Genomic DNA, 25,618 nt, shown 5'->3' with positions numbered 1-25,618 from the left:
CTTGGCACATCGGCGCGAGACCCCGCGTTCAGCGGGGTCCGCCGATCCCAGCCCTCACACCCTGACCGGAGCCATCCCATGTCCCTGATGTCACGCCTGCTGGCCACCGTCCTGGCCACCGCCCTGCCGCTTTCCGCCGCAGCCCAGGAAACGCTGTATTTCTCGGCCATTCCCGACGAGGACGAGACCCGCCTGGTCGAACGCTTCACCGCCGTCGCCGACTATCTGTCGGAGGAACTGGGCGTGCCGGTCGAGTTCGTTCCGGTGAAATCCTATCCCGCCGCGGTCACCGCCTTCCGCAACGACCAGGTCCAGCTAGCCTGGTTCGGGGGGCTGTCGGGCGTGCAGGCGCGGCTGCTGGTCGACGGGGCCCGCGCCATCGCGCAGGGCGACGAGGATACCAGTTTCGTCAGCTATTTCATCGCCCATACCGACACCGGCCTGACCGAGTCCGAGGATTTCCCCGAAGCCGCGCGGGGCATGTCCTTCACCTTCGGCGCCAAGACCTCGACCTCCGGGCGCTTGATGCCGGAATACGCGATCCGCGAAAATACCGGCGAGGCGCCGGAGGCGTTCTTTGACCGCGTGGGCTTCTCGGGCGATCACAGCCAGACGCTGCGGCTGGTCGCGTCGGGTGCCTGGCAGGTCGGCGCGCTGAATTATGCCGTTTACGATCAGGCGGTTGCCGATAACGCGCCCGAGGTCGAGACGGCCAAGGTCATCTGGAAGACGCCGCCCTATCCCGACTACAACTGGACCATCCGCGGCGACGTGGACGCCCGGTGGGGCGAGGGCTTCGCCGACAAGGTCCAAGCCGCGCTGGTCGGCATGGACGACCCGGACCTGCTGGCGGCGTTCCCGCGCAACGCCTTCATCCCCGCCGCGAACGAGGACTACGCCCCCATCGAACAGGTCGCCCGCGATCTGGACCTGCTGGAGTAATCCTTGCAACTGCTGGACGGGGTCGATCTGGGCTATGGCGGCACGCCCGTCCTGGCCGGGGTGCGACTGCATGTCGCGCCGGGCGAACGGGTCGCCCTGCTGGGACGCAGCGGTTCGGGCAAGTCGACGCTCCTCTCCGCCCTGCACGGGGCGGCGGCGGGGCGGGGAATGCGAATCGCGCTGGTCCCGCAGGACGCGGCGCTGGTCCCCCAGCTGTCGGCCCTGCGCAACGTGCTGATGGGGCGGCTGGACGATCACGGTGCCTGGCGCAACCTGCGCACGCTGGTCCGTCCAGCCTCCCCCGACCGCGCCGCCGCCCTGGCCGATCTGGACCGCGTGGGTCTGACGCCCCAGGCCGATGCCCGCGTGGAATCCCTGTCCGGCGGGCAGAAGCAGCGCGTGGCCCTGGCCCGTGCGCTGCATCGCGGCGGCGACCTGATCCTGGGGGACGAGCCGCTGTCGGCCGTCGATCCGCGCCACGCGCAGGAGCTGGCCGCGCTGCTGCGCGCGGCCTTCCCGACCGCGATCCTGGCGCTGCATGACGTGGCCGTCGCGCGGGCCTTTGCCACGCGGGTCATCGGGCTGAAGCAGGGCGTCTTTCTGTTCGACCTGCCGGTGGACCAACTGGATGCCTCACGGATCGAGGCCCTTTATGGCTAGCCTGTCGCGCCTTGGCGTGGTGGCGGGATTTCTGGCCGTGGCCGCCCTGTGCCTTCCGCTGGCCGACCTGACGGTGGCGGGCCACGATCCCTGGGCCGCGCTGGCCCGGATGGGCCGCGGCTTCCTGGCGCCCGATTTCGGCGCCATCGAACAAATCGCCCGCGCCGTCGCGCTGACCGTGGCCTTTGCGGTCGCTGGCGTGACCCTGGGGGGCATGGCGGGGCTGATCCTGGCGCCCTTCTATCGGCTGCGCGCGGTGCGGGGCCTGGCCATCGCCCTGCGCTCGGTCCACGAGCTGTTCTGGGCGCTGCTCTTGCTGCAGGTCTTCGGGATCAGCGTCTGGTCGGGGGTTCTGGCCATCGCGCTGCCCTATGCCGGGATCTTCGCCAAGGTCCTGTCCGAGATCCTCGACGAATCCGACCGCCGCCCCGACCGCTGGCTAGGCCCGTCGGTCGATCCGCTGACGCGGTTCCTCTGGGCGCGCGCGCCGCTGGCGTGGCCGCAAATGGCGACCTATGCGCTCTACCGGCTGGAATGCGGGCTGCGGTCGTCGGCGGTGCTGGGCTTCATCGGGCTGCCGACGCTCGGCTTTCAATTGGACACGTTCTTCCGGCAGGGGGAATACGGCGCGGCGGGGGCGGTCATGGCGATCTACATCACGCTGATCGCGACGGTCCGGCTGTGGATGAGGCCCCGGCTGCTGCTGGGCTGGCTGATCTTCGCCGCGGTGATGCTGGCCACCGTGCGCACGCCGCCGATGGGGCAGGGCGAGCTGTGGCGGTTCCTCAGCCAGGACATCATCCCCGCCCCCCTGCGCCAGGGCGACCCCGCCGCCCTGCTGCCTTGGCTGTGGGATCTGACGACAACCGCGATCCTGCCCGGCCTGGCCGCAACGCTGATCGTCGCACAGCTGGCGCTGGTGCTGGCAGGGGCCGTGGCCTTTGTCGCGCAGGCCGCGATCGTGCCCCGCGTGACGGGGCGCATCGGCGCCGGCGTGAGGCATCTGGTGCTGGTGATCCTGCGGTCCTTTCCCGAATACATGCTGGCCTATCTGTTCCTGCAGGTCTGGGGGCCGTCCATGCTGCCCGCGATCCTGGCGCTTGGGCTGCATAACGGGGCGATCATCGGGCATCTTCTAGGCCGTCAGGCGACCGGACTGACCCTGCGCGCGGACGCGCCCCGCGGCCTGACCCTGTGGGGCTGGGAGATCGTGCCGCGCCTGTTCGGAGCCTTCGTGGCGCTGTGCCTCTACCGGTGGGAGATCATCATCCGGGAATCGGCGATCATGGGCATCCTGGGCATCGCCACCCTGGGGTTCTACCTGGACGACGCCATCGGGGAACTGCGCATCGACCGCGCAGTCGTCATCCTGGCCGCGACCGGGCTGGTCACGGTCGGCATCGACGCGCTGTCGCGCGCCATCCGCGCCCGCCTTGGCGCGGGCGATCTGCATGTCGGGGACGCGCGGCCGGGGGCGGTGCCCGGCCAGGCGACCAACTGCTAGGCGGCCATCTGCGGCTGGCGCACCGCGCAGGCAAAGGCCAGGAACTTGCCATCGTCGTTGGACACCAGATCGCCCATTGGACGGGGCGTCCAGCCAAGCCGCGACGCCATGCGCAGGAACGCGGGCGGCCCCAGGAACAGGCAGTCGGTGGCACCGACGTCGTGCAGGTATTCGTTCGACGCCTCCAGGATCGCCTCGGCCAGGCCCGGTACGGGCAGGGCGGCAAAGCGCGTCAGTTCCCACGCCTGCGGGTCGACGGGGGGTTCGTCATGGCACAGGTTGGTGGGCATGCCCGGCAGCAAGCCGCGATGCGCGTCGCGGATCATGTAGGAATAGACCACCTTGCCGCCGCCGAACGAACAGTCGGTCCGTTTCAGCCGCGCCCCGCCGATCGCACGCCCGTCGCGATGGGCGATCACGTAGACGGTATCGAAGGTGTCGTACTGCTCGAACTCGATGCCTTCGGCGTGGTGCAGGGGCCATGCCATGCGATCCACGAAGATCTGCTTGCGCAGCTGGAAGAAGCTGGCCACCAGGTCGAACTGGGCCATGTCGCGCGGCAGGCGGATCGTGGCGATCTGCACGTCTGTCATCGTCTGTGTCATGTCACGCATCCCTATTGCCGATACCCGTCGGGCAGCTTGGCCAGTCCCAGGAACTGGCGACCGCCGGTCACCTTGTTGGGCAGCCACAGGCCCCAGCTGGTGACCTCGACCGCCAGCACGCCTTCATCGGCATAGGCATCGAAATAGGTCAGCATCGTCTCGACCATGTCGCGGCTGAATTCCGCGGTTGCCAATCTCGGCTCTCTGATTCCCTTAACCACCTTTGTCCTCCATAGCTGACAGGTGTTAACGGCTTGCTACCCATGGCCGGGCTTGTCGCGCGAAAAGCGGACAAGCTGCCTTTTCAGTATGTCCGAAAAGGCATATCCTGCAGGTCGTGAAGCAGGAGAGGCGTGATGCTGAACGATCTGATCCCCAATTTCGACGCTGAGATCGCCGAAATGCACGCTCTTGCGCCCTCGGGTTGGATCATGGGGTTCAACCTGACCTACAAGGGCCCCGAACACCTGCACAACGCCTATCCTGATGCCTGGCGGTCCATCTACGAGGACCGGAACTACTTCTTCGGCGATCCCATCGCGATGTGGACGATGACCCATGACGGCGCCGCCCGCTGGTCCGAGGTGCGCATCCCCGACCTGCGCGGGGTCATGCAGGCGGCACGGCGGTTCCGCCTGAACTATGGCGTGGCGATATCGCGCAAGGTGGCAGGCAAGCGGTCGTTCCTGACGCTGTCCCACCCCGACCGCGAATTTTCCGATGACGAGATCGCGCGCTGCCGCGCCAAGTTCAACCTGTGGACCGACCTGGTCCTGAACCGGGCCGCCCTGACGCCCGCCGAACTGGACGTGCTGCGCTGCTTCCGCGACGGTCTTGGCCAGATCGAGACCGCGACCCAGCTGTCCATCGCCGAATCCACCGTCAAGCAGCGGGCGATCAAGGCCTGCGGCAAGCTGGGTGCGAAAAGCCGCACCCAGGCCGTGGCCATCGCGGTCGCCCGCAACTATCTGTGACCGCTACTGGATCGCGCGGATCGCCGGATAGGCGGCGCGATAGGCCCGATGCGCAGCGGCGAATGCGTCGCGCAGACCGGCATCCGGCGCGATCTCGGCGGTGACGCGGGGCGGGGTCATCACCTGCTCGACCGTTCCGGCCCCGGCGGCCACCATGCCAAGCCGTGCGGCGCCCAGGGCCGCGCCATAGTCGCCGTCCTCGGGCAGGGTCAGGGTCACGTCCAGCGCGGTCGCGATCACCTCCAGCCAATAGCGTGACCGCGCCCCGCCGCCGATGGCCATCAGCCGCGTCGGACGCGCGCCTGTCGATTGCAGCGCGACAAGGCTGTCGGCCAGCCCGAAGGCCACCCCCTCCAGCACGGCGCGGGTCAGGTCGTTGCAGCCGGTCGCGGCCGCCAGCCCGGTCAGGCTGCCCCGGATCGCGGGGTCGTTATGCGGCGTGCGTTCCCCGGACAGATAGGGCAGGAAGCGCACCGGGCCCGGCGCGCGCAGCGGTCCAAGGTCGGCGGTCAGCTGGGCGGGCGTGGCCCCCGTGACACGGCCCAGCCAGTTCAGGCTGTCGGTCGCGGCCAGCATCACGCCCATCTGGTACCAGCGCCCTGGCACCGCGTGGCAGAAGCTGTGCAGCGCCGTGTCGGGCGCGGGGGCATAGCCGTCGCGCGCCGCCAGCAGCACCCCCGATGTGCCAAGCGACACGAAGCCCGCGCCTTCGGCCATGGCGCCGATCCCGCAGGCGGCGGCGGCATTGTCCCCCGCACCCCCGGCGACCGTCACTGGCCCGGACAGGCCCCATTCGGCGGCCAGATCGGCACGCAGCCGACCGGCGGGGGCGGACCCCTCGATCAGGCGAGGCATCTGCGCGCGGGTCATTCCGGTCGCGGCCAGCAGGTCGTCCGACCAGTCGCGCGCCCCGGTGTCCAGCCACGACGTCCCCGATGCGTCGGACAGATCGCCCACCGCCTCTCCGGTCAGCCACAGGTTCAGATAGGCCGCCGGCAGCAGCACCCGCGCGGCTTGGGCGAACAGGTCCGGCTCATGCGCGGCCATCCAGGCCAGCTTGGGCGCGGTGAAGCCGGGGAAGACGATGTTGCCGGTCAGCGTGCGAAACCGCGGATCGGCGTCCAGCGCGTCGGCCTCGACATGGCTGCGCGTATCGTTCCACAGGATCGCGGGGCGCAGCACGCGGTCCTGCGCATCCAGCACGCAGGCGCCGTGCATGTGCCCCGCGACGCCGATGCCGCGAAGGGACGCGAATTGGGGATGCGCCGCGCGCAGATCGACCACTGCACCCTGCAGCGCCGTGATCCAGTCGGCAGGGTCCTGTTCGGACCAGCCGGGATGGGGATGGGCCACCTCGTAATGGCGCTCGGTCGAGCCGATCGGCTGTCCCGCATCATCCACCAGCAGCGCGCGCAGTCCCGACGTGCCCAGATCGATCCCCAGAAAGCTCATCCCGCATCCTCCGTGTTGTCCCGCCAGACCTTCAACACGAAAACCGAAATGTCCAGCCGCCGCCTTGCACCCGGGCCCGCTTCGGACAAGGGTCGGGGGGAAACGAACGGAGCGTGCCATGACCCCCCGCATCATCGACCGCGACAGCGCCCGCGGGCTGGACTGGCCCGGCGCCATCGACGCGCTGCGCCAAGGGCATCTGGCAGCCGCCGCCGAGGTCAGCGACCTGTTCCTGGGGCCCGGGTCGGGCAGCCTGCTGACGCGGGCGGCCTGGCTGCCTGGCCGGGGCTTCGGCGTCAAGGCGGTGACGGTCTTTGGCGACAACCCGGTCCGCGGCCTGCCGTCGGTGCAGGGGGCGATGCTGGTCTTTGACCCCGAAACCGGCGTGCTGACCGCCGTTATCGATGCACCGCTGGTCACCGAATACAAGACCTGCGCCGATTCCGTGCTGGGCGCGCAGATCCTGGCCCGGCCGGACAGCCGCCGGTTGCTGATCGTCGGGGCGGGGGTGCTGGCCGGGGGGCTGGTCGCGGCCTATCGCGCGGGCATGCCGCATCTGGATCAGGTGCAGGTCTGGGCGCGCCGTCCCGAACAGGCGCGGGCGCTGGCCGAACGCCTGGCGGCAGAGGGTCACGCGGTCACGCCGGTCACCGACCTGGCCGCGGCGGTGGCCCAGGCCGACATCGTGTCCACCGCGACGATGGCGCGCGAACCGGTGCTGCGCGGGGAATGGGTGCGCCCCGGCACGCATGTCGACCTGATCGGCGCCTTTCGCGCCGAGATGCGCGAGGCCGACGACGCGCTGATGACTCGCGCCCGCATCTTTGTCGACAGCCGTGCCACCACCATCGCCCATATCGGCGAACTGGCGATCCCGATCGCCGCGGGCGTTCTGACGCCCGACGACGTCCTGGGCGATCTGTACGACCTGGTGCCCGGCCGGTGCGGGCGCACGGGCGCGGACCAGATCACGGTCTTCAAGAACGGCGGCGGCGCGCATCTGGACACGATGATCGCCGCCTGGATCGCCGCCGCGGCCTAGGGCAGGGCGGGCATCACGCGCCCGGTGCAGGGCCCGAACCCCACGCGATAGCCCGCCCCCTGCGCGTGGGCGAACAGACCCACCTCGTCCCCGTCCTGCAGGAAGGTCCGAGGCTGGCCGTTCACGGTCACGGGCTGCTGCCCGTTCAACGTCATCTCCAGCAGGGCGCCGGTCTGATCGGGGGTGGGACCAGAGATCGTGCCAGATCCCAGCAGGTCGCCCACGTTCATCGGGCAGCCCGAACTGGCGTGATGGGCCAGCGCCTGCGCCTGCGACCAGTGCATCACGACATAATTCACGCGTGCCATGACCTGCCCGTTCAGCGTCCATCCCATCGCCAGGTCATGAAAGCCCGGGCGGCTGTCGCGCAGATAGGGCATGGGGTCCACCGTCCGGGCGGCACCGGCGCGGCGGAACGGCTGCAGCGCGGCGCGGGTCACGATCCACGGGCTGATCGTGGTGGCGAAGGCCTTGCCCTGAAACGGCCCAAGGGGCTGATACTCCCACGACTGGATATCGCGCGCCGACCAGTCGTTCAGCAGGACATGGCCAAAGATCATGTCCTCGGCCTGATCGACGGTGATGCGGGTGCCAAGGCCAGTGGCCGCCCCCACGATGGCGCCCAGTTCCAGTTCCAGGTCCAGTCGGCGGCTGGCGGTCCATTCCGGACCGGCGGGGCCGGCGACCTGGCCCATCGGGCGATGCACCGGCGTTCCCGACACCATAACCGACGAGGCCCGGCCGTTATAGCCGATGGGCATATGGTCCCATTGCGGCGGCAGGGCGTTGTCCGGCCCCCGGAACAGGCATCCCACGTTGAACGCGTGGTGGCGCGAGGCATAGAAATCGGTGAACCCCTCGACCCGGATCGGCAGGTGCAACCGCGCGCCCGCCATCGCCACCAGCGGCAGGTCACGGGGTCCGTCGGGGGACAGCAACGCCGTCAGCCGTGCCCGAGCCGCCGCCCACGCGTCCGGACCGCGGGCGATGAAGTCGTTCATCCGTGGCGCGGCAAAGGTGCCGCCCGCATCCAGCAGTCCCTGCGCCTCGCACGCGGCCAGATCCAGGATGCGGTCGCCGATGGCCACCCCGCAGCGCGGGCCGCGGTCGTCCGAAAACACGCCATAGGGCAGGTTGTTCAGCGGGAAATCGCAATCAGGCCGATTAGCGGACAACACCTGCGACGGCATCAGGCCGGGTTCGGCACCGGTCATTTGACCCCCGGCGTGCCGTCGAACTTCTTCTCCAGCCGGTTCCAGACATCGATGTATTCCGGCTGCATCGGCGCTTCGTGGGCGGCGTATTCGGTCAGATGCTGGGGAAAGCGCGTCTCGAACATGAAGGACATCGTCTCGGCCAGCTTGTGCGGCACCAGGTCGCCGGTCGTCGCCTTGTCAAAGGCCTCGCGGTCGGGGCCGTGGGGCAGCATGCAGTTGTGCAGGCTGATCCCGCCAGGGGCGAACCCCTGAGGCTTGGCGTCATAGATGCCGTGGATGTTGCCCATCAGCTCAGACATGATGTTCTTGTGGTACCAGGGCGGGCGGAACGAATGTTCGGCCACCATCCAGCGGTCGCGGAACAAGACGAAGTCGATGTTCGCCGTCCCGTCCTGTCCGGACGGCGCGGTCAGCACGGTGAAGATCGACGGGTCGGGGTGGTCAAACAGGATCGCACCGACCGGCGAATAGGTCCGCAGATCATATTTGTAGGCGCAATAGTTGCCGTGCCACGCGACCACGTCCAGCGGGCTGTGGTCGATCCATGTCTCATGGAACTGGCCGCACCACTTGATGACCACGCGGGACCGGGCGTCCCGATCCTCGAAGGCCGCGACGGGGGTCTTGAAGTCGCGCGGATTGGCCAGACAGTTCGCGCCGATGGGGCCGCGGTCGGGCAGGTCGAACTTCTGACCATAATTCTCGCAGACGAAGCCACGGGCGGGGCCTTCCAGCACTTCGACCCGATAGACCAGGCCGCGGGGAAGGATCGCGATCTCCTGCGGCTGGACGTCGATGGTGCCCAGTTCGGTACAGAACCGCAGGCGGCCCTGCTGCGGCACCACCAGCAGTTCGCTGTCGGCAGAGAAGAAGTATTCGTCCCGCATCGACGCGGTGACCAGATAGACATGGGTCGCCATGCCGACCTGGATGTTCACGTCGCCCGCGGTCGTCATGGTGCGCATGCCGGTCAGCCAGGTCAGGTCGCCCTGGGGGACCGGGATCGGGTCCCACCGGTACTGGCCCAGGCTGGTCACCCCCGGCAGGACATGCGGCGCGGTCTTCCAATAGGGGAGATCGATCGCCGCGAACCGCCCCGTGTGATGCACGGACGGGCGGATGCGATAGCACCAGGTCCGCTCGTTCTGGCCGCGCGGCGCGGTGAAGGCGGTTCCCGACAGCTGTTCCGCATAAAGGCCATAATTGCAGCGCTGCGGACTGTTCTGGCCTTGGGGCAAGGCATCGGGCAGGGCCTCGGTCTCGAAGTCGTTGCCAAAGCCGGGCAGGTATCCCGGATGGGCACCCGGACCCGCCGGGGCACGGGTCATTCCCGAGGTCTGAACGCTGTCGGTCATCGCGGCACCCAATTTCATTGCATCTGCAACGAATATATCCGGCGGTGCCGCGATCCGTCAAGCGACGCGGCCTTGCACCCGCCGCGAGGTCCGTGAATGCTGATGCCTTGGGAACCGGAGGCCGACATGTCCGACATGCGCATCGCCAAGCTGGGTCCGGGCGACCTGTCCGCCTTCAAGGCCATCCGGCTGGAGTCGTTGCGCCTGGCGCCCACCGCCTTTGCCAATACCGAGGCCGACTGGTCCGGCCTGACCGATGACGAATGGGTCGGCCGGATGACGCATCCCGTCTTTGCCACCTTCCGGGGACAGGACCCGGTCGGGATCATGGGCCTGCTGCCGCAGCGGGGCGAACGGCGATCGCATCGGGCGACGCTGATCATGGTCTATCTGCGCCAGGACCTGCGGGGAACGGGGGCAGCGGATGAGCTGCTGCGCGCTGTCATGGATTTTGCGACCGTCACAGGGCTGCGACAGATCGAGCTGGCGGTGAACCACCACAACACGGCCGCCATCCGGTTCTATCTACGGCATGGCTTTGTCCAGACCGGCCGGATCCCTGCCGCGCTGATCGATGCGGGACAGGAGGTGGACGAATTGCTGATGGTCAGGCGTCCGTCCTGACCGGACGGGCCGCATCCAAGCAGTGAATAACCAGAGTTATGCAACGACTGTCTTACGCCCGGTCGTCCTTTGACGTGCCGACGATGACATGGGTGACGATCGTGGTCAGGTCAGGAAAGCCGCCCAACACCTCGTGGTGAAACTGCTTGTAGCTGGCCAGGTCACGGCATTCGACGCGCAGCAGGTATTCGACCGTGCCGGTGATGTTGTGGCATTCGACGACCTGCGGCGCGGCGGCACAGCGCGCCTCGAACGCCTGTTGGACCCGCGCGGTATGCCGTCCCAGACCCACCAGCACGAAGGCCGCGAAACCGACCTGTCGCGCGGCATCGCCCAGCACGGCGCGATAGCCGGCGATGATGCCCTGCCGCTCCATCGCCTCGACCCGCCGCTGGCAGGTGGAGGCGGACATACCGACCCGTTCGGCCAGGGCCTGATGGGTGATCCGGCCATCCTTTCGCAGGATGCGCAGGATCTTGTCGTCAATCGCGTCCATGATGGGCTTTTCCTGCACAAACGCCGTCATCATCGCGCGGATTGCGGACATCCACCAGCGCCCGCGTGCCAGGATGGGACGAACGCAGGACAGGAGGCGGCGAATGGATGCGCTGATCGGGTTGGTGGGGTTTGCGGCGGTCACGACGATCACGCCGGGGCCGAACAATGCGATGCTGATGGCATCGGGTGCGACGGTGGGCCTGCGCGGCAGCTGGCGGCACATGGCCGGGATCATGCTGGGCTTTGCTGCGATGGTGCTGGTCCTGGGCGCCGGGCTGGCCCCCGCAGTGCAGGCCCATTCCGGCCTGCAGCGCGTGATGCAGGCCGCGGGGCTGGCCTATGTCCTGTGGCTGGCGTGGAAGATCGCACAGGCCCGCCCGTCGCAGGCCAAGGCCGCCGGACGCCCCGTTGGGCTATGGCAGGCGGCGGCGTTCCAATGGGTGAACCCCAAGGCCTGGGCGATGGTGCTGGCCGCGCTGGCGACCTATGGCGCGGCGCTTGGCGGTCCGCTGCCGGTCGCGCTGGCGTTCGCGGCCGTGGGGCTGCCCTGTCATCTGCTGTGGGTCGTGGCGGGCGCGCGGATCGCACGGATGATCGACGCGCCGGACCGGCTGCGCCTGTTCAACATGGCGATGGCGGGAATCATGGTCCTGTCGATGCTGCCGGTGCTGATCGCCTAGCCGCGGACAGGGGATGCGCCGGGCCGAAAGGGCCCGGCGCGGGGTCGTCACATCGCGGGCAGGACCGCCAGGTCGCGGATCTGGCCATCGGCCGCGATCTCTCCGGCCGCGGTGGCCGCGCCGGTTTCCAGGTCGACGGAATGGATGGTGTTGTTCGTCACCAGCCACGCCATGTTGGCGCCTTCGGCATCGGTCTGGACGTCGAACGCCATCATCTCGCCCGGGTTCTCGAGGTTCAGCATGCCGATGGTGGCCAGCGTGCCGTCATTCGGGGCGGTCTGCTGCAGCAATGCGCCCAAGCCCGAATCGATGTTGTACATCGCGGTCGCCTCGGGGGTGCCATAGCTGTTGATATAGGCCGCAGCGGCGATCATCGGGCTGGCCTCGGAATTCTCGTCTTCGGCCACCCAGTTCAGGCTGCCGTCGACGGTGACCTCTCCGGTGTCCACGTTCACGCGGTGGTTCGTGGTGCCGGTCATGAAGCGCAGGCGGTCGGCCATCGGGTTGAAGTCGACGATCACGGGCATGTCGCCAACCTCAAGCGGCGTGTCCATGGTGGACAGGTCGGTGACGGCGCCGGTCGCCGTGTCGATGGTGACGATGCGCATGTCATCCGTCACGCCGACCAGCGTGTTGTTCGACGGGCGCAGGTCGATGCCCAGCAGGCGGTCCACGCCCTCGACATCCATGGTGCCGGTGACTTCCAGCGTCTCGGTGTCGAACATGACCAGGGTGCGGTCGTCAGTCAGGCCGACGCCGGTCGCGGCAGCCGCCGCCGAAATGGACAGCGCAAGAGCAGAGGTCGAGAATGCAGCAATGCGAAACATGGGGATGTTCCTTTCGGTTCAGCTTCTGTCACAGGCGGCGGTCTTCGCCGTCCTTGACCCGATGACGCGGCATCCGCGAAACCGGATGCAAAAATAATTCGACCCCCCGCAAATTCGGCGGGCGCACCGAAAGTGACCGCGCGCGCGGTTGCAACCGCCCCCCCGATCGCGGCAGGATGGCCGTGCGACAAGGGGAGGTTTCGTGACGTACGACACAAGACAGCGCAGCCGCCAGCTTGACCGGGCCCTGACCGCCTGTGCCGAAGGCCGCCCCGAGGGAATCGACGCGATCCTGGACATCGAGGGGTCGCAGCTGCTGGGCGTCGCGCGCCGCATCCTGATCCGCCATGACCTGGCCGAGGAGGCGTTGCAGGACGCGATGGTGCTGATCTGGCGCAAGGCCGCCCAGCAGCGCCAGGGAGAGGGCACGGCCCGCGGCTGGATCTATGCGGTGCTGCGCAACCGCTGCCTGACGATCCTGCGCGACGGCAAGCGCCTGTCCAGCCTGTCCCCGGACGAGCTGACACGCATGCAGGACGCCCGCCAGGACCTGTGCCACGACGACGACTGGAAGCTGTTGGCCGGAAAGGGGCGGCTTGGCGAATGCCTGGACGCGCTGGACGATCCGGCGCGGCGCGCGATCCTGCTTGCGCATGTCGCGGGTTACAGCCACGGAGAGATCTCTGCCCGCCAGGGGGTTCCGCTTGGCACCGCGAAATCGTGGATCCGGCGGGGTTTGGCCTCGCTGCGGGAGTGTTTGTCATGAGTTCAGTGTTCCAGGATGACGTGATCGCCTTTGCCGACGACTATGTCATGGGGCTGATGTCGCCGACCGAGGCCGAACTGTTCGAGGCGCTGATCGCCGCAGACCCGGCCCTGGCCGCCCATGTCGCCCGTCTGCGCGAACAGTTGCTGCCGCTGGACCTGTCGGCCGAGGCCCTGGCCCTGCCGCCGGGTTTCGCAGCACGGCTGCAGGACATCATCGCACGCACGCCGCAGGACGGCGCGCCGACCACGCCCCTGTCCGCGGATCCGACCGTGGCCCCGGTCGCGGCCAACCTGCCCCGCGCGCCGATGCGCTGGCTGGCGGGGCTGGCCGCCTCGCTGGTGCTGGGGTTGGTCCTTGGGTTCGGCGGCGCGATGCAGCGTCCCGCGCCCGCGCCGCAGGTGGTGGCCGTGCTGCTGGACGATCAGGGCCAGCCCCGCGCCATCATCGAGGATTACGGCGACGACACGGCCCAGATCCGCTTCGTCTCCGATGTCGACGTGCCGCAGGGCTTCTCGATCCAGGCCTGGACCCTGCCCTCGCGGGAGATGGGGCCGCAATCCCTGGGCGTGCTGGACGGGCCGCGCGCGACCACGCTGGCGGGTCCGGACCTGCCCGTCCCCGCCGACGCCCAGCTTTACGAGATCACGCTGGAGCCAGAGGGCGGATCGCCCACCGGGCGCCCGACGGGGCCGATCATCGCCAAGGGTCTGGCCGCCGCGCAGAACATCTGACACGGGCAAGGGAACGCGCGGGCGTCTGGTCGGTTGATGGGGACAGCAACCCCTCAAGGTGTCCATGTCCCCCACAACCGACCGCCGCGACCCGGCCGAAACCGACCTGACCTGCGACGTGGCCGTGATCGGCGCGGGCACCGCGGGCATCGCCGCCGAACGCGCCGCGCGCAAGGCGGGGGCCCGGACCCTGCTGATCGACCCCGAGTTTCGCGGAACGCTGTGCGCCAATACCGGCTGCATGCCGTCCAAGCTTTTGATCGCGGCATCCCATGCGGCCCACGCGGCGCGGCGCGCGCCCGTCTTCGGCGTTCATCCGGGTGACCCGGTGATCGACGGACCGGCGGTCATGGCCCGCGTGCGCGCGGAACGCGACCGGTTCGTGGACTTCACCCGCGAAACCTTTGACGACCTGCCCGACGGCACCGCCGTGCGCGCCCGCGCCCGATTCATCGGGCCAAGCGAGCTGATGCTGGACGACGGCCGCCGCGTGCAGGCCCGCGCCGTGGTGATCGCCACCGGGTCGCAGGCCCAGATCCCCGAACCCTTCCGCAATCTCGGCCCCCGCATCCTGACGAACGAGACCATCTTCGAGTTGCCCGACCTTCCCGACAGCCTGGCGGTGATCGGCGGCGGGCCGATCGGCCTGGAACTAGCGCAGGCGATGGGACGTCTTGGCGTGCCGGTCACTTTGTTCGACCAGGGCACCCGCCTTGGCAAGGCCCGCTGCGATGTCGTCCATGACGCGCTGCAGGACGCCATCGCGCGCGACGTGACCCTGTGCTTGGGGGTGGAGACGACAGCCTCGGCCGTTGACGGTGGGATCAAGCTGTCCTGGACGGGCGACGCGGCGGGGGATCAGGTGTTCAGCCACGTGCTGGTCGCCGTCGGCCGTCCGCCCAACCTGAAGGGCCTGGACCTGGATGCATCGGGGCTGTTGCTGGACGATCACGGAACGCCGGTCTTCGACCGCACCACGATGCAATGCGGCGACGCGCCCGTCTTCATGGCGGGCGACGCAAATGCCGATGTGCCCCTGCTGCACGAAGCATCGACCGAGGGTGCCATCTCCGGAACCAATGCCGCGACCTATCCGAAGGTCACCCCAGGAGAGCGCAGCCCGGCATTCGCGCTGACCTTCACCGACCCGCCGCTGGCCTCGGTCGGGACCGGGCCGGGCGACGGGGTCATCAGCGGCCGCAGCGACTATTCCGACCAGGGCCGTGCCCGGACCGAGGCGCGCGCAGAAGGTGCCGTGACCCTTTACGCCGACGCGCAGGGGCGGCTCAGCGGCGCAGATTTGTGCTGTCCGGGCGGCGATCATCTGGCACATCTTCTGGCATGGTCGGTGCAGTCTGGCGCCACGGCGACGGGGTTGCTGACCATGCCCTTCTATCATCCCACGCTGGAGGAGGGGCTGAAGGCCGCCCTGCGCCAGATCTGCGGCAAGACACGCCAGGCGGAACCCGCCGGGCGCGACTTCGGCACACCCCCCGGCGCATAGGATGCAGTCATGACGGAATCGATCCACGATCTGGGACAGGGCTTCTGGTCGATCCGGGGCGACCTGCACATCGGCGGCGTCCTGAACGTCGGCACGCAGGCGTCGCTGGTCCGGCTTGGGACAGGCCGCTTCGTGATGCTGGACAGCTATCCCCTGTCGGGCGCGATCCGCGACACGGTCATGGACCTGACCGATGGCGGCCGCGCGGTTCAGGCGGTTCTGAACCTGCATCCGTTCCATACCCTGCATTGCGCCCCCACCGCCCGCGATTTTCCCGACGCGGCGCTGTTCGGCTCTCACCGCCACCGCCTGCGCCACCCGGACCTGAACTGGCGTCCCGAACCTGTCGAAGCGCCCGAGGTTCAGGACATGTTCGCGGATGACCTGACGTTCTCGCTTCCCCGCGGGATCGACTATGTCAGCCGGAACGAACGCGTCCACGCCGGATCGCTGCTGGCGTGGCACCCGGCCAGCCGGACGCTGCATGTCGATGACACGATCAACCTGATGCCGGTCCCGCGCCTGCTGCGCGGCGTCTTCCCGAACCCGCGCGTGTTCCTGCATCCGACCCTGCCGCAGGCGCTGCTGCCGCAGGCCGGAGCGGTTCGCGACTTTCGCGACTGGCTGCAGGGGCTTGCAGGGCTGACGCGCGATCTTCGCTGGCTGTGCGCGGCCCATTCGGGCCTGCGCGAATTCGAACCTGGCCAGTTCAAGGGTGAACTGCTGGCCGCCTTCCGCCGGGTCGAAGACAAGCTGGCAAAGGCCGAGGCGCGTCGCGGGTGATCTTGCCTTCCCCGGCGGGGCGCGGTCTGATCGCGCCCAATGGGGGGATGCGATGATCGACATGGGACAACTGCCCGATGGGCGCAGGGTGCAGGCCGTGGACCTGCAGGCGGGACGGCTGCGCGCGCGCGTGCTGACGCTTGGCGGCATCGTCCAGGACCTGCGCTTGGACGGGATCGACCATCCGTTGGTTCTGGGACATCCCGACCCCGCGACCTATCTAACGGATCCATTCCGCCATGTGGGCGCGCTGGTCGGACGTTATGCCAACCGCATCGCGGGTGCGCGCATCCGCCTGTCGGGCCGGGTTCATGATCTTGACGCGAACGAAGGGCCGAACTGCCTGCATGGCGGCCCCGAGGGGGCATCGGTCCGCCTGTGGCGCATCACGCGCGCCGCGCCCGATGCCGTGACCCTGGCCCTCGATTTCGCCGACGGAGAGATGGGCTTTCCCGGCGCGATGCAGGCAGTGGCGACCCTGTCGCTTGGCGATCACGACGGCACGGCGTCACTCAGCGTCGCGCTGCAGGCGACGGCCACGCGCCCGACGCCCTGCAACCTGACGCATCACGGCTATTGGACGCTGTCGCCCGATGGGGCCGCGGACCAGATGCTGCAGATCGAGGCCGACCGCTATCTGCCCGTGGACGATGCGCTGATCCCCCTGCCCGACGCCCCGGCCCCGGTGGCGGGCACGCGGTTCGATTTCCGCACGGCCCGGCCGCTTGGAGATACGGGGCTGGACCATTGCTGGTGCCTGGCCGACGGGCATGGCCCCTTGCGGCAGGTGGCCAGCCTGACGGCGCCAGACTTGCGGCTGCGGGTGCTGACGACGGCGCCCGGGCTGCAGTTCTATGACGGTGGCCATTTCCCGCAGACGGGCCTTGCCGGCCACCCCGGCCAGATCGCCCGCCCCCAATCCGCCGTCGCGTTCGAGGCACAGGAATGGCCCGACGCCCCGAACCGCCCCGACTTTCCGCCCACGATCCTGCGTCCCGGCACCGTCTGGCGGACCGAGACGCGCTATCTGCTGGACCGCCCCTAGCCGACCGTGACGGTGGCCACGGCTTCCGCAAACTGCGGATGGCGGGCGGTGATGCGGATCGTCCCCGCCTCGCCCGTCAGGCGCAGCAACATGCCCGTGGTTCCCCCCTGCAGCATCCGCAGGTCAGGCCCGATCAGGCGCGCGGGGCCGTCCACCGTCACCGCGATGCCCGCATCCAAGAAGGGCAGCCGGTTGCCCGTCTGGTCCAGCGCGCGCAGCATCACCCGCAGGTCGATATCCGCATCCGCAGACAGCGTGTCGCGGTCGGGCGCGATCTGCAGCGTGGTGGGCAGCGGATCGGCCACATAGTCGCGCAGCGCGACCTGTTCGCCGTTCAGCCAGCCGGTGATGCGGCCCGGATGCCAGCTCATCCCCCAGAGGCCCAGCTCCGCTGCGCCGATATGGCGGTGGTCGATGATGACCGGCGGATGCGGCAGATGGGGGAACCGCTCTCGGTCGGGACCGACGCGGCGGGTGACGCCCGCGCATTCGAACTCGACCTCGTCGCAGTTCGTCAGCACGATCAGCGGCAGGACGCCGCCAATGTTGCGTTCGCCCCGGGCCCAGAAGGTGACCGGCTCCATCACGATGCCTTCCGACGGTGGCTTCTGGCTGGCATAGGCATGGGCCGCGAATTTCGGTTCGCGCCAGATGTCCATGACGCCGTGATGGCAGATGCGGTCGCCCGCGCCGAAATCCTTGTGCGTGTTGTAATCGAACATGCACCAGCCGATCGACCCCGCGATGCCCGCATCGCCATGGGCGGCGTTCAGCACCTCCAGGTGACGGATCACGTGCTCCATCTGGCGCAGTTCGGGATCCTGCGCCTTGGTCGGGAACATGTGGCCGTTATATTCGGTGACCAGATAGGGCACCGGCTTCTTGATCCCGGTGACCTCGGCCACGGACCGCAGCGCCGTGCGCGGGCGGTTGATCAGCGGCAGCTCGGATTCGTCCAGGATGAAGTCGTTCATCGTATAGACGTCCTCCAACATCTCGCTGTCGGTGATGCAGCGCACGCCCCCGGTCGCGCGCGTCGGGTCCAGCTCGCGCGCCAGCGCGTTGGTGAGCAGATAGAAATCGTGGTTGTCCGGGCTTTCGTTGATGCGCACACCCCAGATGACGATGCTGGGATGGTTCCAGTCGCGGGTGATCATCGCGCGGACATTCTCCACGCTGCGATCCTGCCACGCCTGATCGCCGATATGCTGCCAGCCCGGGATTTCCTCGAAGACCAGCAGCCCGATATCGTCGCAGCGGTCCAGGAACCATGGGCTCTGCGGGTAATGCGAAGTGCGCACCATGTTGCAGCCCAGATCGAACCGCACGATCTCGGCATCGCGTTCCTGCGCATGACGGCCCGCGGCATAGCCCTGATGGGCCCAGCTTTGATGCCGGTTCAACCCGCGCAGCGTCATCGGCTGGCCGTTCAGCAGGAACCCTTGCGGCGTCCATTCCGCGGTGCGGAAGCCGAAGCGATGCGTGGTCACGTCGCCGCTGTCGGGCAGGGTCAGCTCGACCGTGTAAAGCTGCGGGTTCTCGGTGGACCAGAGCGACAGGCCGGTCAGGCCCGACAGGGTCAGCTCTCCCTCGCCCTCCACGGCGGCGATCTCACGCGTGCCGTCCAGCAGCCGGGCGCGGACCGGGCCGGGGGCGGTGACCTCGGGGCGGATCACGACCGTTTTCGCGTCCGCCAGCGCGTCGGGCGTCAGGATGCGCGCATTGGTCAGGTGCCGTTCGGGCAGCACCATCAGCCAGACATCGCGATAGATCCCCGCATAGGTAAGATAGTCGATCTGCGCGCCGAAGGGCGGGATGGCCGGGTTCTCCGACCCGTCGATCCGCACCGTGACCCGGTTGTCGCCGGGGCGCAGATGGTCGGTCAGGTCGGCCACAAAGGGGGTATAGCCGTCGGGATGGGCCACGACCTGCACGCCGTTCACCCAGACCACATTGTCGGCCATGGCTCCGTCAAAGCGCAGCTGCACCCGGCGGCCCGCCCATGCGTCATCCCATGCGATCACGCGCTGATAGGTGAAGGCGCGCTGATAGCAGGTCTCGTCGAAATAGCTCAGCGGCAGGTCGACCGCGTTATGCGGCAGCGTGACCGACGCGCCCGACAGGGGTGCGGCGGGATCGGCCGCGCCTTCGGTGAAGATCCAGCCGTGGTTCAGTTTCTGGACGGTCCGCATGATCACCACTCCGCAAAGCTGCCGTCGGCATGACGCCAGACGGGGTTGCGCCAGCGGTGCCCTTCGGCGGCCATCTGGCGGACCTTGTCCTCGTTCACCTCGATGCCCAGACCCGGCCCCTGCGGGATCGCGACGAAGCCGTCGTCATAGGCAAAGACCGACGGGTCGGTCAGATAGTCCAGCAGGTCGCTGCCCTGATTGTAGTGAATCCCAAGCGACTGTTCCTGGATGAAGGCGTTGTAGCAGACCGCGTCCAGCTGCAGGTTCGCGGCCAGCGCGATGGGGCCAAGCGGGCAGTGCAGTGCCAAGGCCACGTCATGCGCCTCGGCCATGGCGGCAATGCGATAGGTCTCGGTGATGCCGCCCGAATGGCTGGGATCGGGCTGGATGATGTCGACATAGCCGCCCTGCAGGATCGCCTTGAAGTCCCACCGTGTGTACAGGCGTTCCCCAAGCGCGATGGGGGTCGAACAGTGGTTGGCGATCTCGCGCAGCGCCTCGGCATGTTCCGACAGAACCGGCTCCTCGATGAACATCAGGCGGAAGGGCTCCAGTTCCTTGGCCAGCACCTTGGCCATCGGACGATGCACCCGGCCGTGGAAATCGATGCCGATGCCGAAATCGGGGCCCATCTCCTCGCGGATTGCCTGCACGCGCGCCAGCACCTGATCGACCTTGGCGTGGCTGTCGACGAACTGCATCTCCTCGGTGCCGTTCATCTTGACGGCGGTAAAGCCCCGATCGCCGCAATCGCGCGCCATCCGCGCCGTGTCGCCCGGACGGTCGCCGCCGATCCAGGAATAGACGCGGATGCGGTCGCGCTGCTGGCCGCCCAGCAGGGCATGGACCGGCACGCCCAGATCCTTGCCCTTGATGTCCCACAGCGCCTGGTCGATCCCCGCGATGGCCGACATGTGGATGCCGCCGCCGCGATAGAAGCCCGCGCGATACATCACCGTCCAGTGGTCCTGGATCAGGCGCGGGTCGCGGCCGATCAGATAGTCCGACAGCTCCTCGACGCAGGCGGCGACGGAGGCGGCGCGGCCCTCCAGGACGGGTTCGCCCCAACCGCTGATGCCCTCATCGGTGCTGATCTTGACGAAGCACCAGCGGGGCGGAACGATGAAGGTCTCGATGGCGGTGATTTTCATATCAGTCCTCAAAGGCGGGGGCCGCGTGCTGGCGGCCCGTCAGGAAGGCATCGGCAACCAAGCGCAGCGGCGCCAGGTCCAGGTTGCTGCCGCCCGCCGCGACCAGATCGCGGAACCGGGCGTAAAGGCGGGCATATTCGCGGTTCTCACCGGCGGTCTCCAGGCCCGGCGCGGCAAAGCGCGCGCCGCCTTCGGAGAGCGTCGCGGGGCCGGCATCGGTGTCGAAGGCGATCTGCCAGGTCTCTCCTCCGGTCACGCGCCAGTCGAAATGCGCGGCGATGGGATGGCCCGCATCCAGGCTCAGATCGGCGGCGATGGGGGTCTGGCGGTTCGCGGGGACGTGCAGGTCAGCGCCGACCAGCCGCACGCCGGGGATCAGCGCGGTCAGGATTGACAGCGCGTTGATGCCGGGGTCGAAGACGCCCAGGCCACCGGGCTGCCAGATCCACTCCTGGCCCGGATGCCATTTGCGCACATCCTCGCACCAGTCGATGCGGACGGCACGGATGCGGGTCGTGGCCAGCCAGTCGCGGGCCGCGTCCACCGCCGCGGCCTCGCGCGAGTGCCAGGTGGCGTGGATGGTCACGCCCTGGCGCGCGGCCTCGGCCTCAAGGACGGCCATTTCCGACAGGGTCGCGCCGGGCGGTTTCTCCAGCATCAGGTGGCGGCCCGCGCGCAGCACCGCCATGGCCTGATCGAACCGCGCCTGCGGCGGGGTGCACAGCGACACCGCGTCCACATCGCCCAGCATCTGCGTCACGTCGCGGTGGTTGGCGACGCCCTCCAGCGTGGCATTGCGGCTGGCGATGGCGGTCAGCGTCAGGCCGTCCGTCGCGGCAATGGCGGGCAGGTGCTGCGCACGCGCGATGGTGCCCAGGCCCACGAGTCCGATGCGCAGGCTCATCTTAGCCGCTGCCCGCTGTCCGCGTCGAAGAAGAACGCATCCGCCGCGTCGAAGCTCAGGCCCACGCTGCCGCCGCCGGCCGGGTCCAGCCGCTGCGTCGTCTGCACGATCAGCTTCTCTCCGGTCGGGGCGCGCAGATGGGCATAGGTCGTCCCGCCCAGGTTCTCGGCCAGGTCGATGCGGAAGGGGCCGTGCGGCGTCAGCGTCAGCGCGTCGGGACGCAGCCCGATCTCGACCGCGCGCCCCTCGGTCAGGGTGGGACCGTGGCGGTCCAGCGGTGCGTCAAAGGCCGGGGTGACGACCTGGCCACCCTGCACGCGCCCCGCCACGAAGTTCATAGCCGGGCTGCCGATGAAGCCCGCAACAAAGCGGTTGTCGGGATCGTCGTACAGCTCCATCGGGCTGCCGACCTGCTCGATGCGGCCCGACCGCAGCACGACGATCTTGTCGGCCATGGTCATCGCCTCGACCTGGTCATGGGTGACATAGATCATCGTCGCGCCCAGCTCGCGGTGCAGGCGCGCGATCTCGGCCCGCATCTCGACGCGCAGTTCCGCGTCCAGGTTCGACAGAGGCTCGTCGAACAGGAACACCTTGGGGCCGCGCACGATGGCGCGGCCGATGGCCACGCGCTGACGCTGGCCGCCCGACAGGTTGGCGGGCTTGCGGTCCAGCAGCGGGTCGAGCTTCAGGATGCGGGCCGCCTCGGCCACCTTGGTGGCGATCTGGGCCTTGGGATGGCCGTTCATCTTCAGCCCGAAGCCCATGTTCTGCGCGACCGTCATGTGCGGGTACAGCGCATAGGTCTGGAACACCATCGCCACGCCCCGGTCGGCCGGGTCGGCATCGGTGACGTCCTGGTTCTCGATCATGATCTGGCCGGCGCTGGTCTCCTCCAGCCCCGCGATCATGCGCAGCAGGGTCGATTTCCCGCAGCCCGAGGGGCCAACGAAAACGCAGAACTCTCCCTGCCTGACTTGCAGATCGACGCCGTGGATGACCCGCACGGGGCCGAAATCCTTGGTGACGCGGCTTAGCTGGACGCCGGACATGGCAACCTCATGCTTGCTTGTGTTCGGGGAACCGCCAGGTGTCGGCGGTCGCGGCGATCTGCGCCGCAGCCTGGGTCACGGGGCCTGCCAGCGACAGAAGCTGGTCGCGGCTGGTCGTGGCCGTCGTGGTCGTCACCGAGATCGCGCCCAGGATGCGCCCGGTCCCCGACAAGATGGGGGCGGCAAGGCAGGCGATGCCGGTCTCGTGTTCCTCGTCGTCCAGCGCATAGCCGCGCTGGCGGATGCGGACCAGCTCGTCGCGCAGGGCGTCTGGCGTGGTCAGCGTGTTGGGCGTGTGCGCGTGGAAGGACTGCCGCGACAGGGCCGCGGCCAGCTTGTCCTCGGGCAGATGGGCCAGCATCGCCTTGCCCACGCCCGTGCAATAGGCCGGGCCCACCTTGCCGGACTGGGCGAACATCTCGACCGGAAGCTTGGCGTTGCGCTTGTCCACATAGAGGACGGCGCCGTTGTCCAGCTGCGCCAGGTGGATGGTCTGGCCCAGATCGACCGCCAGGCGGTCCAGGACCTGCTGCGCCAAGGGCGCCAGGCTGGACTGCGCCCAGGCCGAATGGGCCAACCGCACCAGCCGCATGCCGGGCGCATAGGTCTGGCGGTCCTCGTCATAGGCCAGCATGTCCTGATGGGTCAGCGCCTGCAGGAACCGGTACAGCGTCGCCTTGGGAAGGCCCGCGACGGGCAGGATCTCGGCAAAGCGGACGGGGCGGCCGAAGGCGGCGACCAGGTCCAGCACGGCCAGCGTGCGGCCCACCGTGCCATCCGTCGTTTCGCGTCCCTGCACCGTCACGTCACCCTCCCCCGTTGTTGACAGGCTATGCGATTCGCAGCATAGTTTCAATATTCAAAACTAAGTTTCAATATATGGAACCAAAATGGGAGGGAGACCATGGTCCATCTGAGAAAAGGGCTGGTGCTGGCGATGCTGCTTGCCACAACCGCCCCCGCCTTCGCGCAAAGCCGGGTGCTGGTGTTCAATACCGATGCGTCCGATCCTGCGCCCAAGGCGGCGTTCGACCAGCTGATCGCGGATTTCGAGGCCGAGTATCCGGAGATCGACGTGCAGGTGAACACGTTCGACCACGAAGGCTATAAGACCGCGATCCGGAACTTCATGACCGCCGACGCGCCGGACCTGGCGAACTGGTACGCGGGCAACCGGATGGGCCCCTTCGTCGAGGCGGGCCAGTTCATGGACGTGTCCGACATCTGGGCCGAGAACAACCTGACCGAGACCCTGGGGTCCGCGCTGTCATCGATGACCATCGACGGCAAGCAGTGGGGCATCCCCTACACCTACTACCAATGGGGCATCTACACCAACAAGGACGTCTATGCGCAGGTCGGCGTCGAGCCCGCCGCGACCTGGGACGAGTTCATCGCCAATTGCGAGAAGTTCAAGGCCGCGGGCATCGACTGCCTGACCACCGGATCCAAGGCGCTGTGGCCGGTCGCGGGGCTGTTCGACTATCTGTCGCTGCGCACCAACGGCTATGACTGGCACATGCAGCTGACCAACGGGGAAATCCCCTGGACGGATGACAGCGTGCGCGCGGTCTTTGCCGAATTCGCCAAGGTGCTGCCCTATGTCTCGGCCAACCACGCCGCGATCGACTGGCAGGACGCCGTGTCGAACCTGGTCCAGGGCAAGGCCGCGAACTATGTCATGGGCAACTTTGCCGTGGCGGCCTTCAAGGACGGCGGCATGACGGACGAGACCCTGGGCTTCATGCCCTTCCCGACCATCAACCCCGACATCCCGCGCGCCGAGGAGGCGCCGACCGACACCGTCCACATCCCCGCCGCGGCCAAGAACCCCGAGGATGCCAAGCTGTTCCTGGCCTTCATGGCGCGCCCCGACGTGCAGACCAAGATGAACGCCACGCTTGGCCAGCTGCCGATCAACGCCGAAAGCAGCGTGGGCGACGACCCGTTCCTGCAGGCGGGCTTCGAGCTGCTGTCCACCGCCGAGGGCGGCATCGCGCAGTTCTTTGACCGCGACGCGCCGCCGGAGATGGCCAAGGCCGGGATGGAGGGGTTCCAGGAATTCATGGTCCGCCCCGAACGCCTGGACGCCATCCTCGAACGGCTGGAGCGTCAGCGCCAGCGCGTCTACGCCCAGTGATCCCGTCGCGGGCAGGGACGCCCCTGCCCGCGCGTTTCCCCGCAAGATGAAGGTGGCACCATGACCGCCCTGCCCGACACCCCCCCGCCGCGCCGCCGGTCCCGGCGTCAGCTGACGCCCTGGCTGTTCCTGGCGCCGGGCCTGCTGATGTTTTCGGTCTACGTGATCATCCCGATCTTCCAGTCGGTCTGGGTCAGCTTCCACGATTGGGACGGGCTGGGCCCGATGACCTGGGTCGGCCTGGCCAATTACGACGAGCTGTGGTGGGACGAGGCCTTTTATACCAGCTTGAAGAACAACGTGATCTGGCTGGCGCTGTATCTGCTGGCGGTGCCCCTGGGGCTGATGATCGCGCTGTTCCTGAACCAGACGATCCGCGGCATCCGCATCTACAAGTCGCTGTTCTTCTTTCCCTTCGTCATCAGCCAGGTGGTCGTGGGACTGATCTTTTCGTGGTTCTATGCGCCGGGCTTCGGGCTGCTCTATGCGCTGATCGAATGGGCCACGGGCACGGGTGTCGCGATCCTGGCCGACGAACGCTTCGTCACCTATGGCATCATCGCGGCGGGCCTGTGGCCGCAGATCGCCTATTGCATGATCCTGTACCTGACCGGCCTGAACGCCGTCGCCCCCGACCAGATCGAGGCCGCGCGCCTGGACGGCGCCAAGGGCTGGCGAATGCTGTGGCATGTCGTGCTGCCGCAACTGCGCCCGGCGACCTTCATCGCCGTGGTCGTGACCGTCATCGGTGCGCTGCGCAGCTTCGATCTGGTCAGCATCATGACCTCGGGCGGACCCTTCGGGTCGTCGCGCGTGCTGTCCTATTATATGTACGAACAGGCGCTGTCGGAATACGGCTATCGCATGGGCTACGGCGCGGCCATCGCGGTCGTCCTGTTCGCGATCATGATGATCTTCATCTCGGGCTTCATCTGGAAGATGTGGCGCGACGAGAAAGGGGTCTGAC

The 25,618-nt window shown here is 68.2% G+C and carries 26 protein-coding genes; 14 read left to right on the top strand and 12 right to left on the bottom strand.

Annotation, left to right across the window (positions count from 1 at the left end):
- Window positions 1–87: 87 nt before the first annotated feature.
- Genes EOJ32_RS16490 through EOJ32_RS16480 form a run of 3 tightly spaced genes read left to right on the top strand, consistent with a single transcriptional unit; the run spans window position 88 to window position 3,106 of the window.
- Complete coding sequence (locus EOJ32_RS16490) at window positions 88–942, top strand: putative selenate ABC transporter substrate-binding protein (RefSeq protein ID WP_127899560.1); 855 nt, start codon at window positions 88–90, stop codon at window positions 940–942.
- A 3-nt stretch (window positions 943–945) separates the two neighbouring features.
- On the top strand, window positions 946–1,602 hold the full coding sequence (locus tag EOJ32_RS16485; RefSeq protein ID WP_127899489.1) for a phosphonate ABC transporter ATP-binding protein: 657 nt from the start codon (window positions 946–948) through the stop codon (window positions 1,600–1,602).
- On the top strand, window positions 1,595–3,106 hold the full coding sequence (locus EOJ32_RS16480) for an ABC transporter permease (RefSeq protein ID WP_127899488.1): 1,512 nt from the start codon (window positions 1,595–1,597) through the stop codon (window positions 3,104–3,106). Before EOJ32_RS16485 ends, EOJ32_RS16480 begins: the two co-directional genes overlap by 8 nt.
- On the opposite strand, the gene EOJ32_RS16475 is transcribed toward EOJ32_RS16480, so the two are convergent.
- Window positions 3,103–3,711, bottom strand: coding sequence for an acyl-homoserine-lactone synthase (locus EOJ32_RS16475; protein ID WP_164871481.1), 609 nt, complete (start codon window positions 3,709–3,711; stop codon window positions 3,103–3,105). The genes EOJ32_RS16480 and EOJ32_RS16475 overlap by 4 nt on opposite strands.
- 11 nt (window positions 3,712–3,722) lie before the next feature.
- Window positions 3,723–3,905, bottom strand: coding sequence for a hypothetical protein (locus EOJ32_RS16470; RefSeq protein ID WP_045983434.1), 183 nt, complete (start codon window positions 3,903–3,905; stop codon window positions 3,723–3,725).
- 162 nt (window positions 3,906–4,067) lie between these two features.
- Between EOJ32_RS16470 and EOJ32_RS16465 the strand changes: the two genes are divergently transcribed.
- Complete coding sequence (locus EOJ32_RS16465; protein ID WP_127899486.1) at window positions 4,068–4,685, top strand: LuxR family transcriptional regulator; 618 nt, start codon at window positions 4,068–4,070, stop codon at window positions 4,683–4,685.
- Between the two features lie 3 nt (window positions 4,686–4,688).
- Here the strand turns inward: EOJ32_RS16465 and xylB are convergent, their stop codons facing one another.
- Entirely contained in the window at window positions 4,689–6,137 is a 1,449-nt protein-coding gene (gene xylB / locus EOJ32_RS16460) for a xylulokinase (RefSeq protein WP_127899485.1), read from the bottom strand.
- A 118-nt stretch (window positions 6,138–6,255) separates the two neighbouring features.
- Between xylB and EOJ32_RS16455 the strand changes: the two genes are divergently transcribed.
- The gene (locus EOJ32_RS16455) at window positions 6,256–7,179 is read left to right on the top strand and encodes an ornithine cyclodeaminase family protein (protein WP_127899484.1); all 924 of its coding nucleotides are present in this window, start codon (window positions 6,256–6,258) and stop codon (window positions 7,177–7,179) included.
- On the opposite strand, the gene fahA is transcribed toward EOJ32_RS16455, so the two are convergent.
- Together fahA and hmgA are read right to left on the bottom strand one after the other, a co-directional pair.
- On the bottom strand, window positions 7,176–8,393 hold the full coding sequence (fahA, locus tag EOJ32_RS16450; RefSeq protein WP_127899483.1) for a fumarylacetoacetase: 1,218 nt from the start codon (window positions 8,391–8,393) through the stop codon (window positions 7,176–7,178). The genes EOJ32_RS16455 and fahA overlap by 4 nt on opposite strands.
- On the bottom strand, window positions 8,390–9,751 hold the full coding sequence (gene hmgA, locus EOJ32_RS16445) for a homogentisate 1,2-dioxygenase (protein WP_127899482.1): 1,362 nt from the start codon (window positions 9,749–9,751) through the stop codon (window positions 8,390–8,392). Before hmgA ends, fahA begins: the two co-directional genes overlap by 4 nt.
- Before the next feature lie 96 nt (window positions 9,752–9,847).
- Here hmgA and EOJ32_RS16440 point away from each other — a divergent pair, with 96 nt between their 5' ends.
- Window positions 9,848–10,375 (top strand): GNAT family N-acetyltransferase, encoded by a 528-nt coding sequence (locus EOJ32_RS16440; protein ID WP_244297768.1) that lies wholly within the window; start codon window positions 9,848–9,850, stop codon window positions 10,373–10,375.
- A 52-nt stretch (window positions 10,376–10,427) separates the two neighbouring features.
- Here EOJ32_RS16440 and EOJ32_RS16435 read toward each other — a convergent pair whose 3' ends face one another.
- Window positions 10,428–10,871, bottom strand: a complete 444-nt coding sequence (locus EOJ32_RS16435) for an Lrp/AsnC family transcriptional regulator (protein ID WP_240542565.1) — start codon at window positions 10,869–10,871, stop codon at window positions 10,428–10,430.
- A 103-nt stretch (window positions 10,872–10,974) separates the two neighbouring features.
- Here EOJ32_RS16435 and EOJ32_RS16430 point away from each other — a divergent pair, with 103 nt between their 5' ends.
- A complete protein-coding gene (locus EOJ32_RS16430) occupies window positions 10,975–11,553 on the top strand; it encodes a LysE family translocator (RefSeq protein WP_127899481.1) in 579 nt (192 codons plus the stop codon).
- Between the two features lie 47 nt (window positions 11,554–11,600).
- Here the strand turns inward: EOJ32_RS16430 and EOJ32_RS16425 are convergent, their stop codons facing one another.
- Window positions 11,601–12,380, bottom strand: a complete 780-nt coding sequence (locus tag EOJ32_RS16425; RefSeq protein ID WP_127899480.1) for a DUF4394 domain-containing protein — start codon at window positions 12,378–12,380, stop codon at window positions 11,601–11,603.
- Between the two features lie 202 nt (window positions 12,381–12,582).
- Here EOJ32_RS16425 and EOJ32_RS16420 point away from each other — a divergent pair, with 202 nt between their 5' ends.
- The 5 genes from EOJ32_RS16420 to EOJ32_RS16400 all read left to right on the top strand — a co-directional run bounded on the left by EOJ32_RS16420 (window position 12,583) and on the right by EOJ32_RS16400 (window position 17,212).
- Entirely contained in the window at window positions 12,583–13,146 is a 564-nt protein-coding gene (locus EOJ32_RS16420) for a sigma-70 family RNA polymerase sigma factor (RefSeq protein WP_127899479.1), read from the top strand.
- Window positions 13,143–13,880 carry an anti-sigma factor domain-containing protein gene (locus EOJ32_RS16415; protein ID WP_127899478.1) on the top strand — a complete coding sequence of 246 codons (738 nt, stop codon included), beginning with the start codon at window positions 13,143–13,145 and terminating at the stop codon, window positions 13,878–13,880. Before EOJ32_RS16420 ends, EOJ32_RS16415 begins: the two co-directional genes overlap by 4 nt.
- Before the next feature lie 64 nt (window positions 13,881–13,944).
- Entirely contained in the window at window positions 13,945–15,384 is a 1,440-nt protein-coding gene (locus tag EOJ32_RS16410; RefSeq protein WP_127899477.1) for a dihydrolipoyl dehydrogenase, read from the top strand.
- A 9-nt stretch (window positions 15,385–15,393) separates the two neighbouring features.
- Window positions 15,394–16,167 carry a hypothetical protein gene (locus tag EOJ32_RS16405; protein ID WP_127899476.1) on the top strand — a complete coding sequence of 258 codons (774 nt, stop codon included), beginning with the start codon at window positions 15,394–15,396 and terminating at the stop codon, window positions 16,165–16,167.
- Between the two features lie 52 nt (window positions 16,168–16,219).
- Window positions 16,220–17,212, top strand: a complete 993-nt coding sequence (locus EOJ32_RS16400; protein WP_127899475.1) for an aldose epimerase family protein — start codon at window positions 16,220–16,222, stop codon at window positions 17,210–17,212.
- On the opposite strand, the gene EOJ32_RS16395 is transcribed toward EOJ32_RS16400, so the two are convergent.
- From EOJ32_RS16395 to EOJ32_RS16375, 5 genes are read right to left on the bottom strand one after another with little or no spacing between them, the layout of a single operon-like run.
- Window positions 17,209–19,404 (bottom strand): glycoside hydrolase family 2 protein, encoded by a 2,196-nt coding sequence (locus EOJ32_RS16395; RefSeq protein WP_127899474.1) that lies wholly within the window; start codon window positions 19,402–19,404, stop codon window positions 17,209–17,211. The two genes, EOJ32_RS16400 and EOJ32_RS16395, sit on opposite strands and share 4 nt — an antisense overlap.
- A gap of 2 nt (window positions 19,405–19,406) precedes the next feature.
- On the bottom strand, window positions 19,407–20,555 hold the full coding sequence (dgoD, locus tag EOJ32_RS16390; protein WP_127899473.1) for a galactonate dehydratase: 1,149 nt from the start codon (window positions 20,553–20,555) through the stop codon (window positions 19,407–19,409).
- A gap of 1 nt (window position 20,556) precedes the next feature.
- Entirely contained in the window at window positions 20,557–21,459 is a 903-nt protein-coding gene (locus EOJ32_RS16385; RefSeq protein ID WP_127899472.1) for a Gfo/Idh/MocA family protein, read from the bottom strand.
- Window positions 21,456–22,511 (bottom strand): ABC transporter ATP-binding protein, encoded by a 1,056-nt coding sequence (locus tag EOJ32_RS16380; RefSeq protein ID WP_127899471.1) that lies wholly within the window; start codon window positions 22,509–22,511, stop codon window positions 21,456–21,458. Before EOJ32_RS16380 ends, EOJ32_RS16385 begins: the two co-directional genes overlap by 4 nt.
- 7 nt (window positions 22,512–22,518) lie before the next feature.
- Window positions 22,519–23,310: an IclR family transcriptional regulator gene (locus tag EOJ32_RS16375; protein WP_127899557.1), complete on the bottom strand. Its 792-nt coding sequence runs from the start codon at window positions 23,308–23,310 to the stop codon at window positions 22,519–22,521.
- Between the two features lie 105 nt (window positions 23,311–23,415).
- Here EOJ32_RS16375 and EOJ32_RS16370 point away from each other — a divergent pair, with 105 nt between their 5' ends.
- Both EOJ32_RS16370 and EOJ32_RS16365 read left to right on the top strand, forming a co-directional pair.
- Window positions 23,416–24,651 carry an ABC transporter substrate-binding protein gene (locus EOJ32_RS16370; RefSeq protein ID WP_045999817.1) on the top strand — a complete coding sequence of 412 codons (1,236 nt, stop codon included), beginning with the start codon at window positions 23,416–23,418 and terminating at the stop codon, window positions 24,649–24,651.
- A 60-nt stretch (window positions 24,652–24,711) separates the two neighbouring features.
- Window positions 24,712–25,617 carry a carbohydrate ABC transporter permease gene (locus tag EOJ32_RS16365; RefSeq protein ID WP_127899470.1) on the top strand — a complete coding sequence of 302 codons (906 nt, stop codon included), beginning with the start codon at window positions 24,712–24,714 and terminating at the stop codon, window positions 25,615–25,617.
- Window position 25,618: the final 1 nt, after the last annotated feature.

The sequence above is a fragment of the Paracoccus sp. Arc7-R13 genome, assembly GCF_004010775.1.
In the GTDB taxonomy this organism is placed as follows: domain Bacteria; phylum Pseudomonadota; class Alphaproteobacteria; order Rhodobacterales; family Rhodobacteraceae; genus Paracoccus; species Paracoccus marcusii.
This window is presented reverse-complemented; position numbering and strand designations above follow the sequence as displayed.

What these genes read in the sequence shown, in the direction of transcription:
- EOJ32_RS16490 (WP_127899560.1), top strand. Translation starts at nt 88, where the DNA reads ATGTCACGCCTGCTGGCCACCGTCCTGGCCACCGCCCTGCCGCTTTCC.
- EOJ32_RS16480 (WP_127899488.1), top strand. Translation starts at nt 1,595, where the DNA reads ATGGCTAGCCTGTCGCGCCTTGGCGTGGTGGCGGGATTTCTGGCCGTG.
- EOJ32_RS16475 (WP_164871481.1), bottom strand. Translation starts at nt 3,711, where the DNA reads ATGACACAGACGATGACAGACGTGCAGATCGCCACGATCCGCCTGCCG.
- EOJ32_RS16465 (WP_127899486.1), top strand. Translation starts at nt 4,068, where the DNA reads ATGCTGAACGATCTGATCCCCAATTTCGACGCTGAGATCGCCGAAATG.
- xylB (WP_127899485.1), bottom strand. Translation starts at nt 6,137, where the DNA reads ATGAGCTTTCTGGGGATCGATCTGGGCACGTCGGGACTGCGCGCGCTG.
- EOJ32_RS16455 (WP_127899484.1), top strand. Translation starts at nt 6,256, where the DNA reads ATGACCCCCCGCATCATCGACCGCGACAGCGCCCGCGGGCTGGACTGG.
- fahA (WP_127899483.1), bottom strand. Translation starts at nt 8,393, where the DNA reads ATGACCGGTGCCGAACCCGGCCTGATGCCGTCGCAGGTGTTGTCCGCT.
- hmgA (WP_127899482.1), bottom strand. Translation starts at nt 9,751, where the DNA reads ATGACCGACAGCGTTCAGACCTCGGGAATGACCCGTGCCCCGGCGGGT.
- EOJ32_RS16440 (WP_244297768.1), top strand. Translation starts at nt 9,848, where the DNA reads ATGCTGATGCCTTGGGAACCGGAGGCCGACATGTCCGACATGCGCATC.
- EOJ32_RS16435 (WP_240542565.1), bottom strand. Translation starts at nt 10,871, where the DNA reads ATGGACGCGATTGACGACAAGATCCTGCGCATCCTGCGAAAGGATGGC.
- EOJ32_RS16430 (WP_127899481.1), top strand. Translation starts at nt 10,975, where the DNA reads ATGGATGCGCTGATCGGGTTGGTGGGGTTTGCGGCGGTCACGACGATC.
- EOJ32_RS16425 (WP_127899480.1), bottom strand. Translation starts at nt 12,380, where the DNA reads ATGTTTCGCATTGCTGCATTCTCGACCTCTGCTCTTGCGCTGTCCATT.
- EOJ32_RS16415 (WP_127899478.1), top strand. Translation starts at nt 13,143, where the DNA reads ATGAGTTCAGTGTTCCAGGATGACGTGATCGCCTTTGCCGACGACTAT.
- EOJ32_RS16410 (WP_127899477.1), top strand. Translation starts at nt 13,945, where the DNA reads ATGTCCCCCACAACCGACCGCCGCGACCCGGCCGAAACCGACCTGACC.
- EOJ32_RS16405 (WP_127899476.1), top strand. Translation starts at nt 15,394, where the DNA reads ATGACGGAATCGATCCACGATCTGGGACAGGGCTTCTGGTCGATCCGG.
- EOJ32_RS16400 (WP_127899475.1), top strand. Translation starts at nt 16,220, where the DNA reads ATGATCGACATGGGACAACTGCCCGATGGGCGCAGGGTGCAGGCCGTG.
- EOJ32_RS16395 (WP_127899474.1), bottom strand. Translation starts at nt 19,404, where the DNA reads ATGCGGACCGTCCAGAAACTGAACCACGGCTGGATCTTCACCGAAGGC.
- dgoD (WP_127899473.1), bottom strand. Translation starts at nt 20,555, where the DNA reads ATGAAAATCACCGCCATCGAGACCTTCATCGTTCCGCCCCGCTGGTGC.
- EOJ32_RS16385 (WP_127899472.1), bottom strand. Translation starts at nt 21,459, where the DNA reads ATGAGCCTGCGCATCGGACTCGTGGGCCTGGGCACCATCGCGCGTGCG.
- EOJ32_RS16380 (WP_127899471.1), bottom strand. Translation starts at nt 22,511, where the DNA reads ATGTCCGGCGTCCAGCTAAGCCGCGTCACCAAGGATTTCGGCCCCGTG.
- EOJ32_RS16370 (WP_045999817.1), top strand. Translation starts at nt 23,416, where the DNA reads ATGGTCCATCTGAGAAAAGGGCTGGTGCTGGCGATGCTGCTTGCCACA.
- EOJ32_RS16365 (WP_127899470.1), top strand. Translation starts at nt 24,712, where the DNA reads ATGACCGCCCTGCCCGACACCCCCCCGCCGCGCCGCCGGTCCCGGCGT.